The 17,374-nt window shown below is 72.8% G+C and carries 21 protein-coding genes; 10 read left to right on the top strand and 11 right to left on the bottom strand.

The window, feature by feature from the left end:
- Positions 1–15 precede the first annotated feature (15 nt).
- Complete coding sequence (locus SGA01_RS22975) at positions 16–1,065, bottom strand: AraC family transcriptional regulator (protein WP_141298306.1); 1,050 nt, start codon at positions 1,063–1,065, stop codon at positions 16–18.
- A 136-nt stretch (positions 1,066–1,201) separates the two neighbouring features.
- On the opposite strand from SGA01_RS22975, the gene SGA01_RS22970 reads away from it, so the two are divergent.
- Complete coding sequence (locus SGA01_RS22970) at positions 1,202–1,606, top strand: Rieske (2Fe-2S) protein (RefSeq protein WP_141298305.1); 405 nt, start codon at positions 1,202–1,204, stop codon at positions 1,604–1,606.
- Here SGA01_RS22970 and SGA01_RS22965 read toward each other — a convergent pair.
- Positions 1,593–2,345, bottom strand: a complete 753-nt coding sequence (locus tag SGA01_RS22965; protein ID WP_229918334.1) for a cysteine hydrolase family protein — start codon at positions 2,343–2,345, stop codon at positions 1,593–1,595. The two genes, SGA01_RS22970 and SGA01_RS22965, sit on opposite strands and share 14 nt — an antisense overlap.
- A 76-nt stretch (positions 2,346–2,421) precedes the next feature.
- On the opposite strand from SGA01_RS22965, the gene SGA01_RS22960 reads away from it, so the two are divergent.
- Positions 2,422–2,880, top strand: coding sequence for a pyridoxamine 5'-phosphate oxidase family protein (locus SGA01_RS22960; protein WP_141298304.1), 459 nt, complete (start codon positions 2,422–2,424; stop codon positions 2,878–2,880).
- 123 nt (positions 2,881–3,003) lie between these two features.
- Here the strand turns inward: SGA01_RS22960 and SGA01_RS22955 are convergent, their stop codons facing one another.
- Complete coding sequence (locus SGA01_RS22955) at positions 3,004–3,906, bottom strand: LysR family transcriptional regulator (RefSeq protein WP_141298303.1); 903 nt, start codon at positions 3,904–3,906, stop codon at positions 3,004–3,006.
- 73 nt (positions 3,907–3,979) lie between these two features.
- Here SGA01_RS22955 and SGA01_RS22950 point away from each other — a divergent pair, with 73 nt between their 5' ends.
- Positions 3,980–5,077 carry a DMT family transporter gene (locus SGA01_RS22950; protein ID WP_229918333.1) on the top strand — a complete coding sequence of 366 codons (1,098 nt, stop codon included), beginning with the start codon at positions 3,980–3,982 and terminating at the stop codon, positions 5,075–5,077.
- On the opposite strand, the gene SGA01_RS22945 is transcribed toward SGA01_RS22950, so the two are convergent.
- Positions 5,068–6,402, bottom strand: coding sequence for an aminotransferase class I/II-fold pyridoxal phosphate-dependent enzyme (locus tag SGA01_RS22945; protein WP_141298302.1), 1,335 nt, complete (start codon positions 6,400–6,402; stop codon positions 5,068–5,070). The genes SGA01_RS22950 and SGA01_RS22945 overlap by 10 nt on opposite strands.
- A gap of 35 nt (positions 6,403–6,437) precedes the next feature.
- Between SGA01_RS22945 and SGA01_RS22940 the strand changes: the two genes are divergently transcribed.
- Together SGA01_RS22940 and SGA01_RS22935 are read left to right on the top strand one after the other, a co-directional pair.
- Positions 6,438–7,109, top strand: a complete 672-nt coding sequence (locus SGA01_RS22940) for a pyridoxamine 5'-phosphate oxidase family protein (protein ID WP_141298301.1) — start codon at positions 6,438–6,440, stop codon at positions 7,107–7,109.
- A gap of 39 nt (positions 7,110–7,148) precedes the next feature.
- The gene (locus SGA01_RS22935) at positions 7,149–7,793 is read left to right on the top strand and encodes an FMN-binding negative transcriptional regulator (protein WP_141298300.1); all 645 of its coding nucleotides are present in this window, start codon (positions 7,149–7,151) and stop codon (positions 7,791–7,793) included.
- Positions 7,794–7,827: 34 nt separating this feature from the next.
- Here the strand turns inward: SGA01_RS22935 and SGA01_RS22930 are convergent, their stop codons facing one another.
- The 3 genes from SGA01_RS22930 to SGA01_RS22920 form a co-directional block, all read right to left on the bottom strand.
- The gene (locus SGA01_RS22930) at positions 7,828–8,817 is read right to left on the bottom strand and encodes a DMT family transporter (RefSeq protein ID WP_141298299.1); all 990 of its coding nucleotides are present in this window, start codon (positions 8,815–8,817) and stop codon (positions 7,828–7,830) included.
- 183 nt (positions 8,818–9,000) lie between these two features.
- Positions 9,001–10,044 carry an EamA family transporter gene (locus SGA01_RS22925; RefSeq protein WP_141298298.1) on the bottom strand — a complete coding sequence of 348 codons (1,044 nt, stop codon included), beginning with the start codon at positions 10,042–10,044 and terminating at the stop codon, positions 9,001–9,003.
- Between the two features lie 41 nt (positions 10,045–10,085).
- On the bottom strand, positions 10,086–10,709 hold the full coding sequence (locus SGA01_RS22920) for a Clp protease N-terminal domain-containing protein (protein WP_141298297.1): 624 nt from the start codon (positions 10,707–10,709) through the stop codon (positions 10,086–10,088).
- Between the two features lie 196 nt (positions 10,710–10,905).
- Here SGA01_RS22920 and SGA01_RS22915 point away from each other — a divergent pair, with 196 nt between their 5' ends.
- Together SGA01_RS22915 and SGA01_RS22910 are read left to right on the top strand one after the other, a co-directional pair.
- Entirely contained in the window at positions 10,906–11,130 is a 225-nt protein-coding gene (locus SGA01_RS22915; protein ID WP_055644674.1) for a hypothetical protein, read from the top strand.
- 68 nt (positions 11,131–11,198) lie between these two features.
- A complete protein-coding gene (locus SGA01_RS22910; RefSeq protein ID WP_141298296.1) occupies positions 11,199–11,627 on the top strand; it encodes a type II toxin-antitoxin system Rv0910 family toxin in 429 nt (142 codons plus the stop codon).
- Between the two features lie 70 nt (positions 11,628–11,697).
- On the opposite strand, the gene SGA01_RS22905 is transcribed toward SGA01_RS22910, so the two are convergent.
- Positions 11,698–12,309 (bottom strand): PadR family transcriptional regulator, encoded by a 612-nt coding sequence (locus tag SGA01_RS22905; protein WP_079037703.1) that lies wholly within the window; start codon positions 12,307–12,309, stop codon positions 11,698–11,700.
- 182 nt (positions 12,310–12,491) lie between these two features.
- On the opposite strand from SGA01_RS22905, the gene SGA01_RS22900 reads away from it, so the two are divergent.
- Positions 12,492–12,869, top strand: a complete 378-nt coding sequence (locus SGA01_RS22900; RefSeq protein WP_141298295.1) for a hypothetical protein — start codon at positions 12,492–12,494, stop codon at positions 12,867–12,869.
- 33 nt (positions 12,870–12,902) lie between these two features.
- Entirely contained in the window at positions 12,903–13,460 is a 558-nt protein-coding gene (locus tag SGA01_RS22895; protein WP_141298294.1) for a GNAT family N-acetyltransferase, read from the top strand.
- Here the strand turns inward: SGA01_RS22895 and SGA01_RS22890 are convergent.
- Positions 13,449–13,802: a hypothetical protein gene (locus SGA01_RS22890; protein WP_141298293.1), complete on the bottom strand. Its 354-nt coding sequence runs from the start codon at positions 13,800–13,802 to the stop codon at positions 13,449–13,451. The genes SGA01_RS22895 and SGA01_RS22890 overlap by 12 nt on opposite strands.
- 148 nt (positions 13,803–13,950) lie before the next feature.
- Between SGA01_RS22890 and SGA01_RS22885 the strand changes: the two genes are divergently transcribed.
- The gene (locus SGA01_RS22885) at positions 13,951–14,760 is read left to right on the top strand and encodes a PhzF family phenazine biosynthesis protein (protein ID WP_141298292.1); all 810 of its coding nucleotides are present in this window, start codon (positions 13,951–13,953) and stop codon (positions 14,758–14,760) included.
- 75 nt (positions 14,761–14,835) lie between these two features.
- Here SGA01_RS22885 and SGA01_RS22880 read toward each other — a convergent pair whose 3' ends face one another.
- Both SGA01_RS22880 and SGA01_RS22875 read right to left on the bottom strand, forming a co-directional pair.
- Positions 14,836–15,618 carry a CPBP family intramembrane glutamic endopeptidase gene (locus SGA01_RS22880; protein WP_174867435.1) on the bottom strand — a complete coding sequence of 261 codons (783 nt, stop codon included), beginning with the start codon at positions 15,616–15,618 and terminating at the stop codon, positions 14,836–14,838.
- 208 nt (positions 15,619–15,826) lie between these two features.
- A complete protein-coding gene (locus SGA01_RS22875) occupies positions 15,827–17,326 on the bottom strand; it encodes a glutamate-cysteine ligase family protein (RefSeq protein ID WP_141298290.1) in 1,500 nt (499 codons plus the stop codon).
- Positions 17,327–17,374: the final 48 nt, after the last annotated feature.

Raw genomic sequence — 17,374 nt, 5'->3', positions numbered from 1 at the left:
GGTTGTTGACCGTCTTCACCCACTGCGGGCCCGGTAGGCCCGGGGCGTCTCGCCGGTCCAGCGCCGGAACGCCCGGTGGAACGCACTGGGTTCCGAGAAGCCGAGCTGCCGCGAGAGCAGCTCGATGGAGACCCGGCCGCCGGAGAGTTCGGCGATGGCGTGGTCGCGGCGCACCTGATCGCGCAAGCGCTGGTACGTGGTTCCCTCGGCGGCCAGTCGGCGGCGGAGGGTCTGCGGGCTGACGGACAGCCGGTCGGCGAGCTCCTCGGGTGTCGGCACTGACCCCGCGGGCAGGGCCCTCCCCATCAGGTGGCGTACGCGGCCGGTCACCGTACAGCCGTAGTCGGCGCAGACGAATACGTCGACGGGGGCCCGGCGGAGGAAGGCCCTGAGGGCCTCCGCGTCCCGCAGGACGGGCTCGTCGAGGTCCGCCCGGTCGAAGACGGCCGCCGTCCGCCGGGCGCCGAAGACGCAGGGCGCCCCGAACAGGACGGCGTACTCCTGGGCGTGCCGGGGCTCGGGGTAGGCGAACTCCACGCGCCGCAGGCCGATCCGGCGGCGGATGAGCCAGCCGGCGAAGCGGTGGGCGACGAGCACGGTGGACTCCGCACCGAAGTGGAGCGGATCGTCGTACCCGGCGACGTCGAACTCCATCCGGGCCTCGTCGCCGCCCTCGTCACCCCACTCGCCGCCCGCCTCGTCGCCTCCGCCCGGCTCGACGAGCCGGAAGCGCGGGCCGGACGGGAAGAGCGCGTAGAAGGCCTGGCTGCGTTGGAGCGCCTCGCGCAGGTCACGGCTGCCGTGGACCACGGCATGGCCCATCATCGCGAAGGTCCCGACCTTGCTCGGCGCATCGCCGAAGCCGATCAGCTCGTCGTCGAGGATGGCCCACAGCATCCTCACGAGCCGCCCGAACTGTTCCGCCGGGACCCTGGCATGGGCGTCCCCGAGCAGTTCGGAGGGCAGTCCCGCCCTGGCGAGGAGCGGCGCGGGGGCGACTCCTCGCCGCTCGCCTCCCAGCAGCGCGGCCCGTACGTGGTGGGCGCTGACCGTTGACACTTTCACCGCGGGGTGTCCATGTTCCGACACTCTACTAAGAACTGTAAGGCTCCCGAAGAGGCGATCCTGTGAACGGGGCACAGGTCACACCCGTACCGTCGGGTGCCAACACACCAGTGCGTGACGGAAAGAGGGGCAGCACATGAGCGGAGTGGCACGCAGGACGGTGGTCTCGGCGGCGGGCGCCGCGGGCCTGGCGGCGGCGCTCGCGGCCTGCGGTGGCGGCGACACCGAGGACAAGGGCACGGAGGAGCAGGCGGGCGCCACCCTCGCGCGAACCGGGGACATCCCGGTGGGCGGCGGCAAGGTCATCGCCGGTCAGGGCCTGGTGATCACCCAGCCGAAGGCCGGCGAGTTCAAGGCCTTCTCGTCCAAGTGCACCCACGCGGGCTGCGCCGTCAGCGGCGTCAAGGACGGCGTGATCGTGTGCCCGTGCCACCAGAGCCACTTCGACGCGTCGGACGGCAGCGTGAAGTCCGGCCCGGCGACCTCCCCGCTGCCGCCGACGCCGATCCAGGTGGTGGGTGACGAGATCAGCCTCGGCTGACGGCGCCCCCGGCGGCCCCTCGGCCGGCCCCTCGGTCGGCCACCCGGTCGGCCACCCGGTCGGCGCTGCGGGGCGCGCCGTCGGCTCGCCCGGCGCGCCGGGGGGCCTTCCAGCAGCCCAGCACCTCGTCCGTCGTCGTGATCGTGGCGACGAGCGCGAGGGTGTTCCGGATCATCGCGGGGGTGTAGTCGGCCGGCACCCCCGCGATCGCGTCCCCGGGCACGACGACTGTGTAGCCGCGGTTCACGGCGTCGAAGACCGCGTTGGGCACGGCCACGTTGGCGGAGACGCCGGTCACGATCAGCGTCCGGCAGCCGAGGTTGCGCAGGAGCGCGTCGACGTCCGTGCCCGCGAGCGGAGAGAGCCCGTGCAGGCGCCGGACGACGATGTCCTCGTCCGCGACCTCGATCGGTTCGGCGATCCGTACGGCCGTGCTGCCACTGTGCTGCTGCACCGGCAGCCGGGCGGCGGCCCGGAAGAGCCGCGCGTTGGTGTTGGCGCCACGCCCGTCGGGGCGCCGCTCGGCCACGGCGTGGATCACCTGGACATCGGCCTCGTGCGCGGCGGCCACGAGCCGCGCCACATTCCGCAGGGCACCCGACGAGCGGGCGACGGCGGCCAGTTCGGGCAGCGCGCTCTCCGTGCCGACGACTCCCCGCTGACACTCGACGGTGAGCAGCACGACCCCGCCGTCCGGACGGATCCACTCCCCGAGCCGCTCTCTCGCACTCTCACCCATGGTCTCCCCTTGCCTGTGCGCCGATGGCCCTCCATGCTTTCTGACGTCTCATCAGAAATCCAGAAGGGTGCGGACGATGACCGTCGCACAGCGCCATGGCCGCCGGATCATGATGACCCCGGCCGAGCTCGATTCCTTCCTCGCCGAACAGCGCACCTGCCGGGTGGCGACGGTGTCGGCCGACGGCCGTCCGCATGTGAGCGCGCTGTGGTTCGCCTGGGACGGCCGGGCCCTGTGGCTGTACTCGCTGACGCGCAGCCGCCGCTGGTCGGAGATGCGCGCCGATCCGAGGATCGCGGTGGTCGTGGACGACGGCGAGGAGTACGGCGAGCTGCGGGGCGTCGAGCTGTCGGGCACGGTCGAGTTCGTCGGCGAGGCCCCCCGTACCGGCGAACCGTTCCCCGAGCTCGAAGCGCCCGAACAGCTCTTCGCCGCCAAGAACTTCGGCCTGGACGTGATGCCGCACGACGGCCGCCACGCCTGGGCGCGACTGACCCCGGACGCCATCGCGTCCTGGGACTTCCGCAAGATCTAGGAGGCGCCGGCGCTATCAGGGAGGCACCGGCCCTACCAGGAGGCGCCGGCGCTATCAGGGAGGCACCGGCCCTACCAGGGGGTCGCCGACTCGAAGGGCCTCCCCCGATCACGGCGGCGCCCGTCAGCTCCCGAGCGGCTCGGCCGCCGCCCGCAGCGCCGCGACGACCGCCCGTACGGAGGGCCGACGGCCCGCGTCGGCGCGCCAGGTGGCGTAGATGTGGCGTCGCACCTTCTGCCGGACGGGCACGAACACGACCCCGTCCGGCACCGAGCGGCCGAGCCGGGGCGTGACGCACACCCCGAGGCCGGCCGCGACGAGCGCCAGCTGCGTGTGGTGCTCCCCCGCCAGGTGCCCGATGCGGGGCTCGATGCCCTGCGAGCGCAGGGTGAACATCAGCCAGTCGTGGCAGAACTCGCCCTCGGGCCAGGACACCCACTCCTCGTCGGCGAAGTCCTCCAGATCCACCGTCTCCCGCCCGGCCAGGCGGTGCCCGGCGGGCAGCGCCACGTCCGCGGTGTCGTCCAGGAGATGGGCCCGCTCCAGGCCCCCCGGTACCGGCGCCCGCTTGTTGCTCCAGTCCAGGACGAGGGCGAGGTCCGCGTCGCCGCGCAGCACCGCGCGCACCCCGTGCTCGGGCTCCAGCTCGGTCGTCCGGACCCGCAGTTCGGGGTGCCCCTCGCGCAGGGCGGCGAGCGCGGCCGGGAAGAGCCCCCGGGCAGCGGTCGGGAAGGCGGCGGCCCGCACCTCACCCACCACCTGGCCCCGCTGGGCCTCGATGTCGGCCTGGGCCATCTGGACCTGGGACAGGATCCGGGCGGCGTGCTCGGCGAGGAGCAGCCCGGCGTCGGTGAGCCGCACCCCCCGCCCGTGCTTGGCGAGCAGTTGCTGCCCCACCTCGCGCTCCAGCTTGGAGAGCTGCTGGGAGACGGCCGAGGTGGTGACGTGCAGCCCGTCGGCCGCGCCGCTGACCGAACCGTGCCGGGCGACGGCGTCGAGGGTGCGCAGGCGCTCCAGATTCAACATGTAAGCGATACTAAGGGAAGGGGTCGAACAATTCTCGCTTGTTCTAAGAGGTGGAGCCCGTCACCCTGAGTGCATGAGCCCCGCAGCCCCGCCCTCCGCGCCCCCCTCGACCTCCTCGCGTCCCGCCCGCACCTCACGTCTGCTCGACTGGCGCGTCCGCTTCGGCGTCCTGGCCCTCATCTGGGGGTTCAGCTTCCTCTTCATCAAGGTCGGCACGGAGGGCTTCGCCCCCTTCCAGGTGACGTTCGGGCGGCTGCTGTTCGGTACGGCGGTGCTCGCCGTCGCGATGGTGGTGAAGCGGGACCGGCTGCCGCGCGGCGCTCGCGTCTGGGGCCATCTGACGGTCGCGGCCTTCCTGCTCAACGCGCTGCCGTTCTCGCTCTTCGCGTACGCGGAGCTGACGATCCCGTCGACCCTGGCGGGCATCTGCAACGCGACGACCCCGCTGTGGGGCATGCTCCTCTCGCTCGTCGCACTCTCCGAGGACCGCCCGACCCGGGTCCGCGCGGCCGGTCTGGGCATCGGCTTCATCGGGGTCCTGACCGTCCTCGGCGCCTGGCAGGGCTTCTCCGGGCTCGACGTGACGGGCACGGCGCTGGCCCTGCTGGCCTCCTTCAGTTACGCGGTGGGCTGGATCTACGTCCGCAGGACGCTGAGCGACACGGGCGTCTCGCATCTCTCGCTCGCCGGTTCGCAGGTGGGCCTCGCGACGCTCCAGCTGGCCGTGGTCACCCCGCTGTTCACCTCCGTGCCGGAGTCGGTGGAGGTCGTGCCGCTGCTCGCCGTGATCGCGCTCGGCGCGCTCGGCACGGGGTACGCGATGCTGCTGCAGTACGGCGTGGTGGCCGAGGTGGGCCCGACGACGGCCTCCATGGTCACGTACTTCATCCCCGTCATCGCCACGGCGGCGGGCGTGGCGGTCCTGGGCGAGCAGCTCGCCTGGAACACACCGGTCGGCGCGGTGATCGTCCTGGCGGGAGCCGCCCTCACCCAGACCCGGGCTTCCCGCCGTACCGCACCGCCGTCGCGCGTGGGTATGCGTCCCGCCGCGGCGGGGAAGGTGGGCACACGGGACGGCGCCCTCGCGGGGGCCTCCGCCCCACTGCGCCTAGGTGCGGGTCCGGGACCGGAAGCCCGGGCCGGGCACACGGCGACCGAGACTCACCCGTAACTCCGCGCGGGCGCCGGTCCCGCCGCCCGCGCGATGGCCTCGGCGAGAGGCTCGACGTCCCCGACGGCGAGGCCGGAGACGGTGACCCGGACGGCCGGCCCCGCGCTCATCCGGAAGCGCGCACCCGGCGCCACGGCCCAGCCGTCGGCCACGAGGTGCGACACCGCGCCCGTCTCGTCCGCGACCGGCACCCAGACGTTCATGCCGCTGCGCCCGTGGGCCTCGATGCCCCGCCGGGCGAGGGCCCTCACCAGTCCGTCGCGCCGCTTCCCGTAGGAGCGGGCGACGGCGACCGGGTCGACCGCCTCGGCGGCCCAGAGGTGGGCGACGGTCCGCTGGAGCAGCCGGCTGACCCAGCCGGGGCCGAGCCGCTGCCGCCCGAGGACCCGGTCGACGGTCTCGGCGTCCCCGGTGAAGGCCGCGATCCGCAGGTCGGGCCCGTACGCCTTGGCGACCGAGCGCACCAGCGTCCAGCGTTCGGTGACCCCGGCGAGGGGGTGGAGGGGCTGCGCGACGATGCCGTGCCCGTGGTCGTCCTCCACGAGCAGGACGTCGGGGTGCGCGGCGAGGACCAGCCGCAGCTCCGCCGCCCGCTCCTCGGTGACGCACGCCCCGGTCGGGTTCTGCGCGCGGTCGGTCACGATCACGGCCCGCGCCCCGTCGCGCCGGATCGCCCGCTCGACCTCCTCGGGCAGCGGTCCCTCGTCGTCGACGGCGACGGGCACCGGTCGCAGCCCGAGCGCCGGTACGAGGTCGAGCAGGCTTCCCCAGCCCGGGTCCTCGACGGCGACGGCGTCCCCGGGCCTGAGGTGCACGGCGAGCACCCGCTCGATGGCGTCGAGGGAGCCCGAGGCGACCCCGACCGGCCCGGCGGGCACGCCGTCCGCGTCGAAGGCGGCCCGCGCGAGCCGCCCGAACTCCTCGTCGACGGGGGCCTCTCCGTACATGCCGGGCCGCTCGGCGTACCCGCGCGCGACCTCGGCGAAGGCCTCGCCGAGCGGTGGCAGCAGTGCGGGGTCGGGGCTTCCGTTGCTCACGTCCCGGACCCCGGCGGGAGCGTCCACCCGGATCGAGCCGCGGGCGGTGGTGGCGGGCCGCGGCCGCACCCGGCTGCCGCGCCGGCCGTCCGTCTCGATGACCCCGCGCTCACGCAGGGTGCGATAGGCGGCGGCAACCGTGTTCGCGTTCACGCCGAGCGTGAGCGCCAATTCCCGCATGGGTGGCAGCAGTTGCCCGGGCTCCAGGGCGCCTGTGCCGACTCCGCGCTCGACGCTGGCGGCGATGTCCGATGCGCGACGACCTTCGATCCGATACTCTCCTAGCACAAAAGAGATTATGCACTAGTGCAATGGAGTACGCAATGACCGCCGCCGCCGACACCTACGCGCCGACCGACCGGACCGTGCCGACCCGCTCCCGGGAGCGCGCCTCGTACGACAAGGCACTGGTCCACTCGATACTCGACGAGGGATACGTCTGCCACCTCGGTTTCGTCCGCGACGGCGCGCCGGTCGTCCTCCCGACGCTCTACGGCCGCATCGGGGAGAGTCTCTACGTCCACGGCTCGACCGGCTCGCGCCCGCTGCGCGCCACGGGCGACGGCGTGAAGGCCCCCGGTCTGCCCGTCTGCCTGACCGTGACCCACGTCGACGGCCTCGTGCTCGCGCGCTCCGCGTTCCACCACTCCCTCAACTACCGCTCGGTCGTCGTCCACGGCACCGCCCACCAGGTGACCGACCCGGAGGAGCTGCGCACCGCCCTCGACGCGCTCGTCGACCACGTCGTCCCGGGCCGCTCCGCCGACTCGCGCCCGGCGAACGCCAAGGAGCTCGCCGCGACCGCCGTGATCCGGCTCGACCTGGACGAGGTCTCGGCGAAGGTCCGCACCGGCGGCCCCAACGACGACGCGGAGGACCTGGGCCTGCCGTACTGGTCCGGCGTGGTCCCCGTGCGCGCGGTCAACGGAACCCCGGTCCCCGCCGACGACCTCGACCCGGCCGTCGCCCTCCCCGACTACCTCTCCGCTCCCTGAGCACGGGATTAGGACAGGAACGGGAAAGGAGCACCCACGATGCTGATCCACCCCTGGGACGCGGCCCTCGATGACGACGAGTGGCGTGACTGGCTCTCCCGCCACGACTTCGGCCAGCTCGCCGTGAACGGCCTGCCCGGCGAACCGCCGTGGGTGCAGCCGATGCACTTCCGGTACGAGGACGGCCCCGGCCCGTACGGCCGCATCCTCGCCCACCTGGCCCGCCCCAACCCCCTGTGGCGAGCCGTGGAAGCGCAGCCGACGGTCCTTCTCAGCGTGGTCGACGACTACGTCTTCGCCCCGGGTCCGTGGACCGCCCCCGAGGGCACGCCGACCGCACACTCCACGCCGACCTCGTACTACGCGGCGGTCCAACTGCGGTGCACGGCGCACGTGATCGACGACCCGGCGGAGAAGGCCGAGCTCCTCAACCGTCAGGTCGCCCACTTCCAGCCGGACGGCGCCACCGCCCTCGCGGCCCCGGGCGAGGCGCCCTTCGGCCGCCTCCTCTCGGGCATCCGCGTCCTGAACCTGGAAGTGACCGAGGTCCGGGCCAAGTTCAAGTACGCGGGCAACAAGCCCCAGGAGGTACAGGACCGGATCGCGGACCGCCTGGCGGAGCGGGCGGGCCCCGGCGACCTCGCCGCCCGAGCCCACCAGCTGCGGCGCCGCACCGCGAACTGACACCGGGCCGGGACGCGGGCGGCGCTCGGCGGCTCTACACCGCCACCGCCTCCTCCTCGATCCGCTCCATCTCCTCCACTCGCCGGCGTACCGCCGCCGTCCTCGCCTCGGCGAAGGCGAGGCCCGTGACCGCGGCGAGCAGGAGCAGGGTGCCGAGGACGATCGCCGACGTGAGCCGCTCGCCGAGCAGCGACACGGCGATCAGGGCCGCGCTCACCGGCTCCAGGAGCATGATCACGGAGACGGTGGCGGCCCGGACGACGGCCGCCCCGGCGAAGTAGAGCGCGTAGGCGAGGGCGGTCGGCACGGCCGCCACGTACAGCAGCAGGAGCACGACCCGCAGCGGCGATCCGGTGTGCGGTACGAGTCCCTCCGCGACCGCGAACGGCAGCAGACCGACCGCTCCGATCGCGAAGGCCCACGTGGTGGTCCCCAGGGCGTCCGTGGCGCCGCCGTCGCGCCCGAGCCATCGGGTGAGCAGGGTGATCGCGGCGTAGCCGGCCGCCGAGACGACCGCGAGGATCACGCCGAGCGGCCGCACCTCCGCGGCCCCGCCGCCCAGGACGAGGACGGCGAGTCCGGCGAGCGCCCCGGTGGCGGCGATGAGCCCGCCGCGGCCGAGGCGTTCGCCCATGGTCAGCCGTGCGCCGACGGCGATGAGGACCGGCCCGGCCCCCAGGGTGACGACGGTCCCGACGGCGAGGCCGGTGTTCTGGACGGCCGCGAAGTAGGCGCTCTGGAAGACGGTGAGCCCGATACCCGTACCGAGGATGCGGGCCGTCCGCCGGCCACGCGGTTCCGCGGCGGTGCGAGAGACGGCACGGCGGGGCCGCAGGGCCAGCGCGCCGAGCAGCAGGACGAGCCCGCCGACGCAGCGCCAGAAGGAGAGGGCCAGCGGGCCCATGTCGCTGACCCGGAAGATCAGCGAGGCGGCGGCACCGGCCGTGCCCCAGGCGATCCCGGCGACGATCAGATAGAGCAGGCTCCGCCCGACGGGCAGGGCGGACGGCGAGGAGTTCGGCACGTGACTTCTCCGAGGAGGAAGAGGGAGGAAGGGTGTGGTCGCTCGGCTCCGCGCGCGGACAGCGACGAACCGCCCGGGGGCGGTGATCCGCCCACCCGGGCCCGTTCCTCGTCAGGAGATGTCGCCGCGCGCTAGGAGGCGGGCGGCGGCGGCGAAAGTACGGTCGCGTGCATGATCGCCACGCTAGGAGGCGGTCCGCCCCGCCGACAACTCCTTTTCGTCCCGCCCGCCGGATCCTTCCGTACCGCCGGTTCCTGCTGCGCCGACGGCTACCTCCGCGCCGTCGCCCCCGGAGGCCGCGACGGGATCGGACGACGGCGCCTTCGGCGTCGAGGACTGCGCGATGAAGGCGCCGACCAGGACCAGCGCTCCGCCGAGGATCTGCGGCGCGTCCAGGTGCTCGCCGAGCAGCACCCAGGCCAGGACGGTCGCGACGACGGCCTCCAGACAGGCCACGACACCCGCGACCTGCGGAGAGAGCCGGCGCACCGAGATGACGCCGGTGACGTACGCGAGGACCGTGGCGATCAGCACGATCCAGCCGAGCAGCAGCCACGCGGGCACGCTGCTGCCGTCCATGTCGGCGCTGCCGCCGAGGATCGCCCAGTCCATGCCCCAGGGCCGGGCCACGACGGTGAGGACGAGCGCGCCGATGAGCAGCCCGTACGCGATGATGCCGAGCGGATCGGCCTGCTCGGCCTCGTCGGAGCCCTGGTCGGAGAGGACGAAGTAGCCGACCTGGCAGCAGGCGGCGGCGAGGGCCAGGAGCAGACCGACGAGGTCGAAGCTCAGCCCGGACCAGACCTGGACGACGCACGAGAGGCCGCCGACGGCCAGGACGACGCCGAGGGCGGCCGCGCGGGTGACCGGCCGGCGCTGGACGAAGCGGACCCAGCCGAGGACGAGGGCCGGGGCGAAGTACTCGATGAGCAGCGCGACACCGACGGGGATGCGGGAGATCGAGGCGAAGTAACAGGCCTGGACACCGGCGACGGCGAGCAGGCCGAAGCCCACGAGGAGTGCGGGTTTGCGGCGCAGGAGGTCCCGGTGGCGCCAGGCCACGGGCAGCATGACGAGGGCGGCGCCGGCCACCCGGAGCCACACCACATGGAGCGGGTCGAGGCCCGCCTCGATGAGCGGCTTGGCCGCCACTCCTGAACCACCGAATGCGAAGGCCGAGGCCAGGGCAAGTCCCAGGCCGGCGCTTCTCCCCTGAGACGCGAACATCGGGCCATCATGACAGGACCCGGTCAGGCGCGTAACCCCCGTTACACCTGTTGAGACGGCTCCTCGCCGAAGGCGCCGTCGCGACCACCGATACGGGGCTCGACGGACGCATCGACACGCGCGACCAGGGCGACCGGATCGACCCCGGCCCGCTTGAGCACCTCGACGGCCCGGCTCTCGGGGTCGGCGGCGACGCCGACGAGCAGGTCGAGCCCGTGAGCGCGTTCGTCCCCGCGCCCGGCGGCCCGCCGGAAGGCGCCCTCCAGGGCGGCGGCGGCAGCCGGCGACCAGCCGAAGGACCGGCCGTCGTCGCCCCGGGGCTCGGCCTCGCGCGCGGCGGGCAACAGGCGCCCGGCGCCCGATTCCTCGACCGAGCGCTGCCAGCGCAGGCCGTAACCGATGGACCGCTGGGCGAGGTAGCCGAGGACACGGGCGAGCTGATGGCCGCTCTCGAAGGCGTCGCCGACGTCCGGGTCCGACTCGACGAGCGCGTGCAGGAGGTGCGCGGTGTCGATCTGCCGGTCCCCGTCCCGGAGGGCTCTGCGGCGCGCGCCCGTCACGGCGGTCGCGAGCGACGGCGTCAGGAAGGACAGGAAGGACGTGAGCTCGGCGCGCGGGGCGACGGGCCGCCGGGGCGGCTGCGGGAGAGGAACGGGACGGTGCACCCTTCCACCTCATCAGGCCGGGGAGCCGGGGGCATCAGCGCGGAGAAGCATGTCCGCATCCCACCGGAGTTGGGCACAGGCGCACGATTCCTCCTCCTTACGGAGGAGATTGCCCGCGTTCGCCTCCGGGGGCGCGCGCCGCCTTGCATTGCGCCCCCTTTGCAACCGCGGGCCCGTTGCCGTTCGTCCTCCGGACGTGTTCTGGATGGTGGCTCTGCTCGCGCGCGACGGACGGCAGTACGTGTACCGGGTGTACGCACCCCGGGAGGCGCTGCCGGCCGACCTGTTCTGGGCCGCTTTCCACTGCCACGAGGAGGACGGGGGGCCGCGCGCCTCCGACTGCTTCGACTCGGCCGAGATCTGGTGGATCGGCGACGGCGCGGACCCGGCCGCCGCAGAACTGACGGTTCATCAGTATTGAATGTTCACGCCCGCCCGGCTACGTTCCGCGACACCGGAACCAGTTGGCACGCCTGAAGGGGTGGTCGCATGGCCGAAGTCAGCGCGGAGGCACGGATCGAGGCTCCGGCCGGGAAGGTCTGGGCGTGCCTGACGGACTTCCCCTCGTACGGCGAGTGGAACGCCACGCACACCAGCTTCCCGAGCGGCGGCCCGGAGAGCCTGGAGACGGGTGCCACCTTCACCGAGAACATGAAGCTGATGGGCTTCCCCGCCGAGGTGCTCTGGACGGTCGAGGAGCTGGAGACCGACCGGGCGCTCGCCATCCGGGGCAAGGGCCCGATGGGGGTGACCGTCGCGACGCGCTACTCGCTCGCGGCGGACGGGGACGCGACGACGGTACGGATCGACGGCGAGTTCACGGGCGCGGCGGTCTCCCTGATGGCGGGGAAGCTCAAGGACTCGGCGACGGCGGCGCTGACGGAGTCACTCCGCAAGCTCGCGGGCCTGGTCGCCTGACCGAAGGCACGGAAAGAGCCCCGCGGCACACGCCGCGGGGCTCTTCGTCCTTCACTGCCGCCGCTCGGCCTCAGTCCTCGTCGGCGAGGATGAGGTACAGCTTCTTGCGGGCTTCGTTGATCACGCCGACCGCCTTCTGCCGCTGCTCGGCGCTGCCGGTCTTCCAGACCTGCCCGAACGCCTCCATCAGCCCGAAGCCGGCCTGCCGGATCTCGTTCACGGCGTCCCAGTCGACACCGCGCCCGGCCTCCTCCCACGGGGCGTCCGGCCCTTCCTCGGCCTCGGCGCGCCCGGCGTCGGTGAGCGTGAACAGCTTCTTGCCGCCCTCGCTCGCGCTGGTGATCAGCCCCTCGTCCTCCAGCATCTGGAGGGTGGGGTAGACCGAGCCGGGGCTGGGCTTCCAGGCCCCGTCACTGCGCTCGCCGATCTCGCGGATCATCTCGTAGCCGTGCATGGGGCGATCCTTCAGCAGCGCCAGGATCGACGCACGCACGTCACCGCGCCGCGCCCTCCCCCGGCCGCCACCGCGACCACGCCCGCCCCAGGGACCACCGCCGCCGCCGAAGCCGGGCCCGAACGGCCCGAATGCCCGCCGCCCCTCGAAGTCCCCACGAGGTCCGGGGCCGCAGGCCCCACGACCGGCTCCGTGTCCGTTTCCGTACTCGTGTCCATGTGAACGCATCGCAACGCTCCTTCCATCGGGTTTCCATCGTTGAACTGTCGCGATACCTCAACGATATATCGGAACTGTTCACCGAGCAAGAGCCGATACCGAAACGAACGCTCTGGAGGACGGGTCGGCCCCGACCGGCATGCCGGTCGGGGCCGTGGTGATGCGGGAGAGCCAGGGGCGAGACTCTTCCCATGAGAGTCAGATGCCGGCGGATCATCCATCCCGCGGCCGACATCCCGGTCCCCGAGTACGACGGGATCCGGGTGGGCGGTGTCTATCCGGTGCTGGAGCTGGTCGCCTACGACATCGACTGCCAGATCCGCGTCCTGGGCGCCGACACACCCGACCCCGGACTGCTCTGGGATCCCGCCGACTTCGAGACGGTGGACGCCCGCATCCCTCCCGACTGGACCCTGGTCATCGCCGACGGCCACACCCGCCTCGCGGACGCCCGCTGGCAGCGCCCCGGGTTCTGGACCGCCTATCACCAAGGCGACCCGCAAGCCCTGGCCGACTACGAGCACGTCAAGCGCGAGCTGCTCGCCGCCAACCCACCGCACGAGACCTGATCCTGGCCCTGCGCTCCTGCCATGATCACGACCATGACAACGGTCACGACCGGGGACGACACCCCCTTCTACACGCAGCTCACCTCCCCCGACGCGGCGAGCGACGCCCTCGTCACGGCCCTCGCCGAGTGCTGGACCGAAGTGAGCGACGCGGGCGGCGCCGCCGGCTTCCCCTTCCCGCCGGTCGATCCCACCGAGGTCGCCGCCGCGGTCGACCGCATCGTCACCGGCCTCGCCCCCGCGACCAGCCGCCTCGTCGTCGCGACCGTCGACGGAGCCCTCGCGGGCTGGCTCAACCTCCGCCGCGACCCGCACCCCCTGGTCGCGCACTGGGGCACGCTCCACCACGTCCAGACCCGCCTCCGGGTACGCGGACAGGGCATCGGCGCGGGTCTGGTACGGCAGGCCCGGGCGATCGCCCGCGACGAGATGGCCCTGGAGCAGCTTCGGCTCGCGGCACGCGGCGGTGTCGGCCTGGAGGAGTTCTACGGCCGCCTCGGCTATCAGGAGGCCGGCCGCTGGCCGGGCGCCCTCCGGCTGGCCCCCGGCGACGACCGCGACGAGGTCCTCATGGTCCTTTCACCCCTGTGACTCCGCCCGCCGCCGCGCCCGGACGGCTCGTACGGCCCGAACCACGCGCGTGATCCCCCACCCCAGCAGCCACGGCAGCACCGTGATGCCCAGGACGTACACGAGGAAGTAGCCCACGAGGTCGTCGGTGCGCTTCGGCTGATCCAGCGGCATCACCATGGCGATCGCGGAGACCGTCACCGGAAGCAGCGGCAGCAGTACGGACCACAGCCGCGCCCGCAGGCCCGGCCGGAAGGCGCACCACACTCCCATCCCGCCCATGACGAACGGTCCGAACGGCACCCACAGCACCACCGGAACGAAGAACAGCACCCACCACTCGTCCGAGTACCCGAACATCATCGAAGCCCCCCGAGTCCGGCGACGTCACCCATCGCCTGTTCCCGCTCCCCGCTCCCCGTCCCCACTCGGGGGGACGCAGGAAGGCCCGGTCCAGTTCTCCGCGATTGGCCTTGGTCCACGTGATCGCGCACCTTGTACGGTCGGCGGCATGCGGATCCGAATCATCGACGCCTTCACCGACCAGCCCTTCTCCGGAAACCCGGCCGGAGTCCTGCTCCTCGACTCCTTCCCCGAGGACGCCTGGCTCCAGAAGGTCGCGGCCGAGGTCAACCTCTCCGAGACGGCCTTCGCCCACCCCCTGCCCGCCGGCGGCGAGGCGGACTGGGCCCTGCGCTGGTTCACCCCGACCACCGAGGTCGACATGTGCGGCCACGCGACCCTCGCCACGGCCCACGTCCTGCACACCACGGGCACGGCGAGCGGCGCCGTCCGCTTCGCCACCCGGTCCGGCGTCCTGGGCGCCACCGCCACGGCGGACGGCACGATCACCATGGACTTCCCGACCTCCACCCTCACCCCCGTCCCCGTCCCCGACGGCCTGGAGAAGGCGCTCGGCGCCGAGGTCGTCGCCGTCCACGACACGGCCGCCCACATCGGCGACCTCCTCGTCGAACTCCGCGACGAGGCCACTGTGCGCTCCCTCGCGCCGGACTTCGCCGCCCTCGTGGACCTCTCCTCCCGCGGAGTCATCGCCACCGCCGCCGCGCAGGACCCCGACCGGGGCTACGACTTCGTCTCCCGCGGCTTCTTCCCCGCCGTCGGCATCGACGAGGACCCGGTGACCGGCAGCGCCCACACCGCACTCGCCCCCTACTGGTCGGCCCGCTTCGGCCGGGACGAGCTCACCGGCTTCCAGGGCGGCGCCCGCACGGGCCTCGTCCACACCCGGCTGCGCGGCGAGCGCACCCTGCTGACCGGCCATGCCGTGACGGTCATCGAGGGCGAGCTCCACGCCTGACGAGCAGGAACGAAAGGCCGAGGGGCGTACGGCAACAGCCGCACGCCCCTCACCTCTGTCCCGCACATCCTCGCGTCACACGGTAGGCAGCCAGCCCACCTTCCCCGCCAGCAGCCCGTATCCGACGAAGGCCACGATGTCGAGCAGCGCATGCGCCACGACCAGCGGCCCGACCCGCCCCCAGCGCCGGTACAGCAGGACGAAGACGACGCCCATCACGACGTTGCCGATGAAGCCGCCGATCCCCTGGTAGAGGTGGTACGAGCCGCGCAGCACCGAACTCGCGACGAGCGCCGCCATCGGCGTCCACCCCAACTGGCCGAGTCTGCGCAGCAGGTAGCCGACGACGATGACCTCTTCCAGGACGGAGTTCTGCACCGCCGAGAGGATCAGCACCGGGTACTTCCACCACACCTCCGGCAGCGACTCCGGCACCACCGTCAGGTTGAACCCGGAAGCCCGCGCCGCCAGGTAGAAGGCGAGTCCCGCGCTCCCGATCCCGGCCGCGACCAGCGCCCCGCGCCCCAGGTCGGGCCAGGGCCGGGTGCGGTCGAAGCCGATGGCCCGGAGCCCGACGCCCTCCCGCAGCAGCAGATGGGCGACGAGGACCACCGGCACGAGCGCCGAGGCGATGCCGAAGAGCTGCCAGGACAGGTCGAGCCACGGCCGCCCCGGCGCGTACGAGCCGTTGAGCGTCGCCGCCTGCTCCTTCAGCGACCCCGGCCGGGTCAGCGAGCCGATGAAGCTGATGAGGGACGACAGCGCGCTCGCGCCGAGCGAGAGCGCGAGCACGATGAGGGTCTCGGAGCGCAGTACCTTCCGCGGCAGGCCTCCGGGGGGCAGGGAAGCGTCCCTCACGTCTTGCTCCGACACCACACCTGTCTCCACTTCCCCGTCGTGGGCCCATGCCGTTCCGGCGGTCTCGGCGGCCGCGGTCGCCTCGGTCGACCTCGGTTGCCCTCGGTCGCCCTTGGATCGTCCTCGGCCCGCCTCGACTACCTTGACATGATCACCCATGCCCGGGGATGCCGCTCCGGACCACCGCCCGGACCACGCGGGGCAGGTGTCAGCCGATCCCCACGGGCCAGGTGTGCACGGGCTCCCCCTCGTGCATCAGCGTCCGGTAGCGGCGGGTGGTCGCGGCCAGCGCCGCCTCCCGGTCGAGACCCGACTCCAGCGCCTGGTGGAAGGTGTCCGCCTGCCAGGAGGCCCCGTTCACCTTCTTCAGACAGCGCTGCTCGATCACCCCGAGGTAGAAGTCCCGGTCCGCCGGCTCGATGTGCCAGGCGTCCAGACCGGCCGCGGCGAGCGGCAGCAGCTCGTCCAGGACGAGCCGTACCGCCGGCAGGGTCGCGACACCACCCGCGCGGCCCGCCCGGGGCCAGCGCAGCTCCGCGTCGATGCCGTGGCGACAGGCCGTGTCGAAGTTGGCCTCCGCGTCCTCGAAGGCCATCCGCTTCCACACCGGCCGGGGCTCGTCGGCGAGCGAGCGGACGAGCCCGTAGTAGAAGGCCGCGTTCGCGATCACGTCGGTCACGGTCGGCCCGGCGGGCAGGACCCGGTTCTCCACGCGCAGGTGCGGGACCCCGTCGACCCAGCCGTACACCGGCCTGTTCCAGCGGTAGACCGTGCCGTTGTGGAGGACGAGCTCCTGGAGTTTCGGTACGCCGCCCTCGTCGAGGACGAGCAGCGGGTCCTCCTCGTCGCAGATGGGGAGGAGCGCAGGGAAGTAGCGGAGGTTCTCCTCGAAGAGGTCGTACACCGAGTCCACCCACCGCTCCCCGAACCAGGTGCGCGGCCGGACGCCCTGGGACTGCAGCTCGGGCGGCCTCGTGTCGGTGGCCTGCTGGAAGAGGGGAGGCCGGGACTCGCGCCACACCTCGCGGCCGAAGACGAAGGGCGCGTTGGCGCCGAGGGCGATCTGGACGCCCGACACGGCCTGCGCGGCGTTCCAGACGGCGGGGAACCGGGCCGGTGTGACCTGGAGGTGGAGCTGGACGGAGGTACAGGCGGCCTCCGGCACGATCGACTCCGAGGTGCACTGGAGCCGCTCGACTCCGTGGATGTCGAGGGTGAAGTCCTCGCCCCTGGCCGCCAGGATCTGGTTGTTGAGGAGCGTGTAGCGGTCGGCGGCCGACAGGTTCTCGAAGACCAGGTCGCTCTGGGCGAGCGTGGGCAGTATGCCGATCATGACGACGCCCGCGTCGAGTTCCTTGGCCTTGCGGTCGGCATATCCGATCCCGGTCCCGATCTCCTCGGCGAGCCGGTCGAATACCCTGCCGCCCAGCCGGTGCGGAGCGATGTTCACTTCCAGGTTGAACAATCCGAGTTCCGTCTGGAAATCGGAGCTCGCGATCCTTTCCAGAACCGGCGCGTTCAGCATCCGCGGGAGCCCGTCAGCACCGGCGAGATTGAGTTCGATCTCCAGGCCCATGAGATTTCGGGGCCGGTCGAACCTCTTCTCCGCCAGCAGCCTCGCGAGCCCCGCGAGACACTGCTGGAGCTTTCTCCGGTACTGCTGCCGGTCGGCCGGGCCAAACCCGTCCGCGTCGACCTTCTCCCCCATCGAGCCGTCCCTCCCACCGTGGGCAGCCGCGACGACGGCCGCGCGTCA

Origin of the sequence: Streptomyces gardneri, from assembly GCF_006539185.1 — a bacterium.
Classification (GTDB): domain Bacteria; phylum Actinomycetota; class Actinomycetes; order Streptomycetales; family Streptomycetaceae; genus Streptomyces; species Streptomyces gardneri.
The sequence above is the reverse complement of the archived record's forward strand: the minus strand, read 5'-3'. Positions and strand labels throughout refer to the sequence as shown.

What these genes read in the sequence shown, in the direction of transcription:
- SGA01_RS22970 (WP_141298305.1), top strand. Translation starts at nt 1,202, where the DNA reads ATGAGCGGAGTGGCACGCAGGACGGTGGTCTCGGCGGCGGGCGCCGCG.
- SGA01_RS22965 (WP_229918334.1), bottom strand. Translation starts at nt 2,345, where the DNA reads ATGGGTGAGAGTGCGAGAGAGCGGCTCGGGGAGTGGATCCGTCCGGAC.
- SGA01_RS22960 (WP_141298304.1), top strand. Translation starts at nt 2,422, where the DNA reads ATGACCGTCGCACAGCGCCATGGCCGCCGGATCATGATGACCCCGGCC.
- SGA01_RS22955 (WP_141298303.1), bottom strand. Translation starts at nt 3,906, where the DNA reads ATGTTGAATCTGGAGCGCCTGCGCACCCTCGACGCCGTCGCCCGGCAC.
- SGA01_RS22950 (WP_229918333.1), top strand. Translation starts at nt 3,980, where the DNA reads ATGAGCCCCGCAGCCCCGCCCTCCGCGCCCCCCTCGACCTCCTCGCGT.
- SGA01_RS22940 (WP_141298301.1), top strand. Translation starts at nt 6,438, where the DNA reads ATGACCGCCGCCGCCGACACCTACGCGCCGACCGACCGGACCGTGCCG.
- SGA01_RS22935 (WP_141298300.1), top strand. Translation starts at nt 7,149, where the DNA reads ATGCTGATCCACCCCTGGGACGCGGCCCTCGATGACGACGAGTGGCGT.
- SGA01_RS22925 (WP_141298298.1), bottom strand. Translation starts at nt 10,044, where the DNA reads ATGTTCGCGTCTCAGGGGAGAAGCGCCGGCCTGGGACTTGCCCTGGCC.
- SGA01_RS22910 (WP_141298296.1), top strand. Translation starts at nt 11,199, where the DNA reads ATGGCCGAAGTCAGCGCGGAGGCACGGATCGAGGCTCCGGCCGGGAAG.
- SGA01_RS22905 (WP_079037703.1), bottom strand. Translation starts at nt 12,309, where the DNA reads ATGCGTTCACATGGACACGAGTACGGAAACGGACACGGAGCCGGTCGT.
- SGA01_RS22900 (WP_141298295.1), top strand. Translation starts at nt 12,492, where the DNA reads ATGAGAGTCAGATGCCGGCGGATCATCCATCCCGCGGCCGACATCCCG.
- SGA01_RS22895 (WP_141298294.1), top strand. Translation starts at nt 12,903, where the DNA reads ATGACAACGGTCACGACCGGGGACGACACCCCCTTCTACACGCAGCTC.
- SGA01_RS22890 (WP_141298293.1), bottom strand. Translation starts at nt 13,802, where the DNA reads ATGATGTTCGGGTACTCGGACGAGTGGTGGGTGCTGTTCTTCGTTCCG.
- SGA01_RS22885 (WP_141298292.1), top strand. Translation starts at nt 13,951, where the DNA reads ATGCGGATCCGAATCATCGACGCCTTCACCGACCAGCCCTTCTCCGGA.
- SGA01_RS22875 (WP_141298290.1), bottom strand. Translation starts at nt 17,326, where the DNA reads ATGGGGGAGAAGGTCGACGCGGACGGGTTTGGCCCGGCCGACCGGCAG.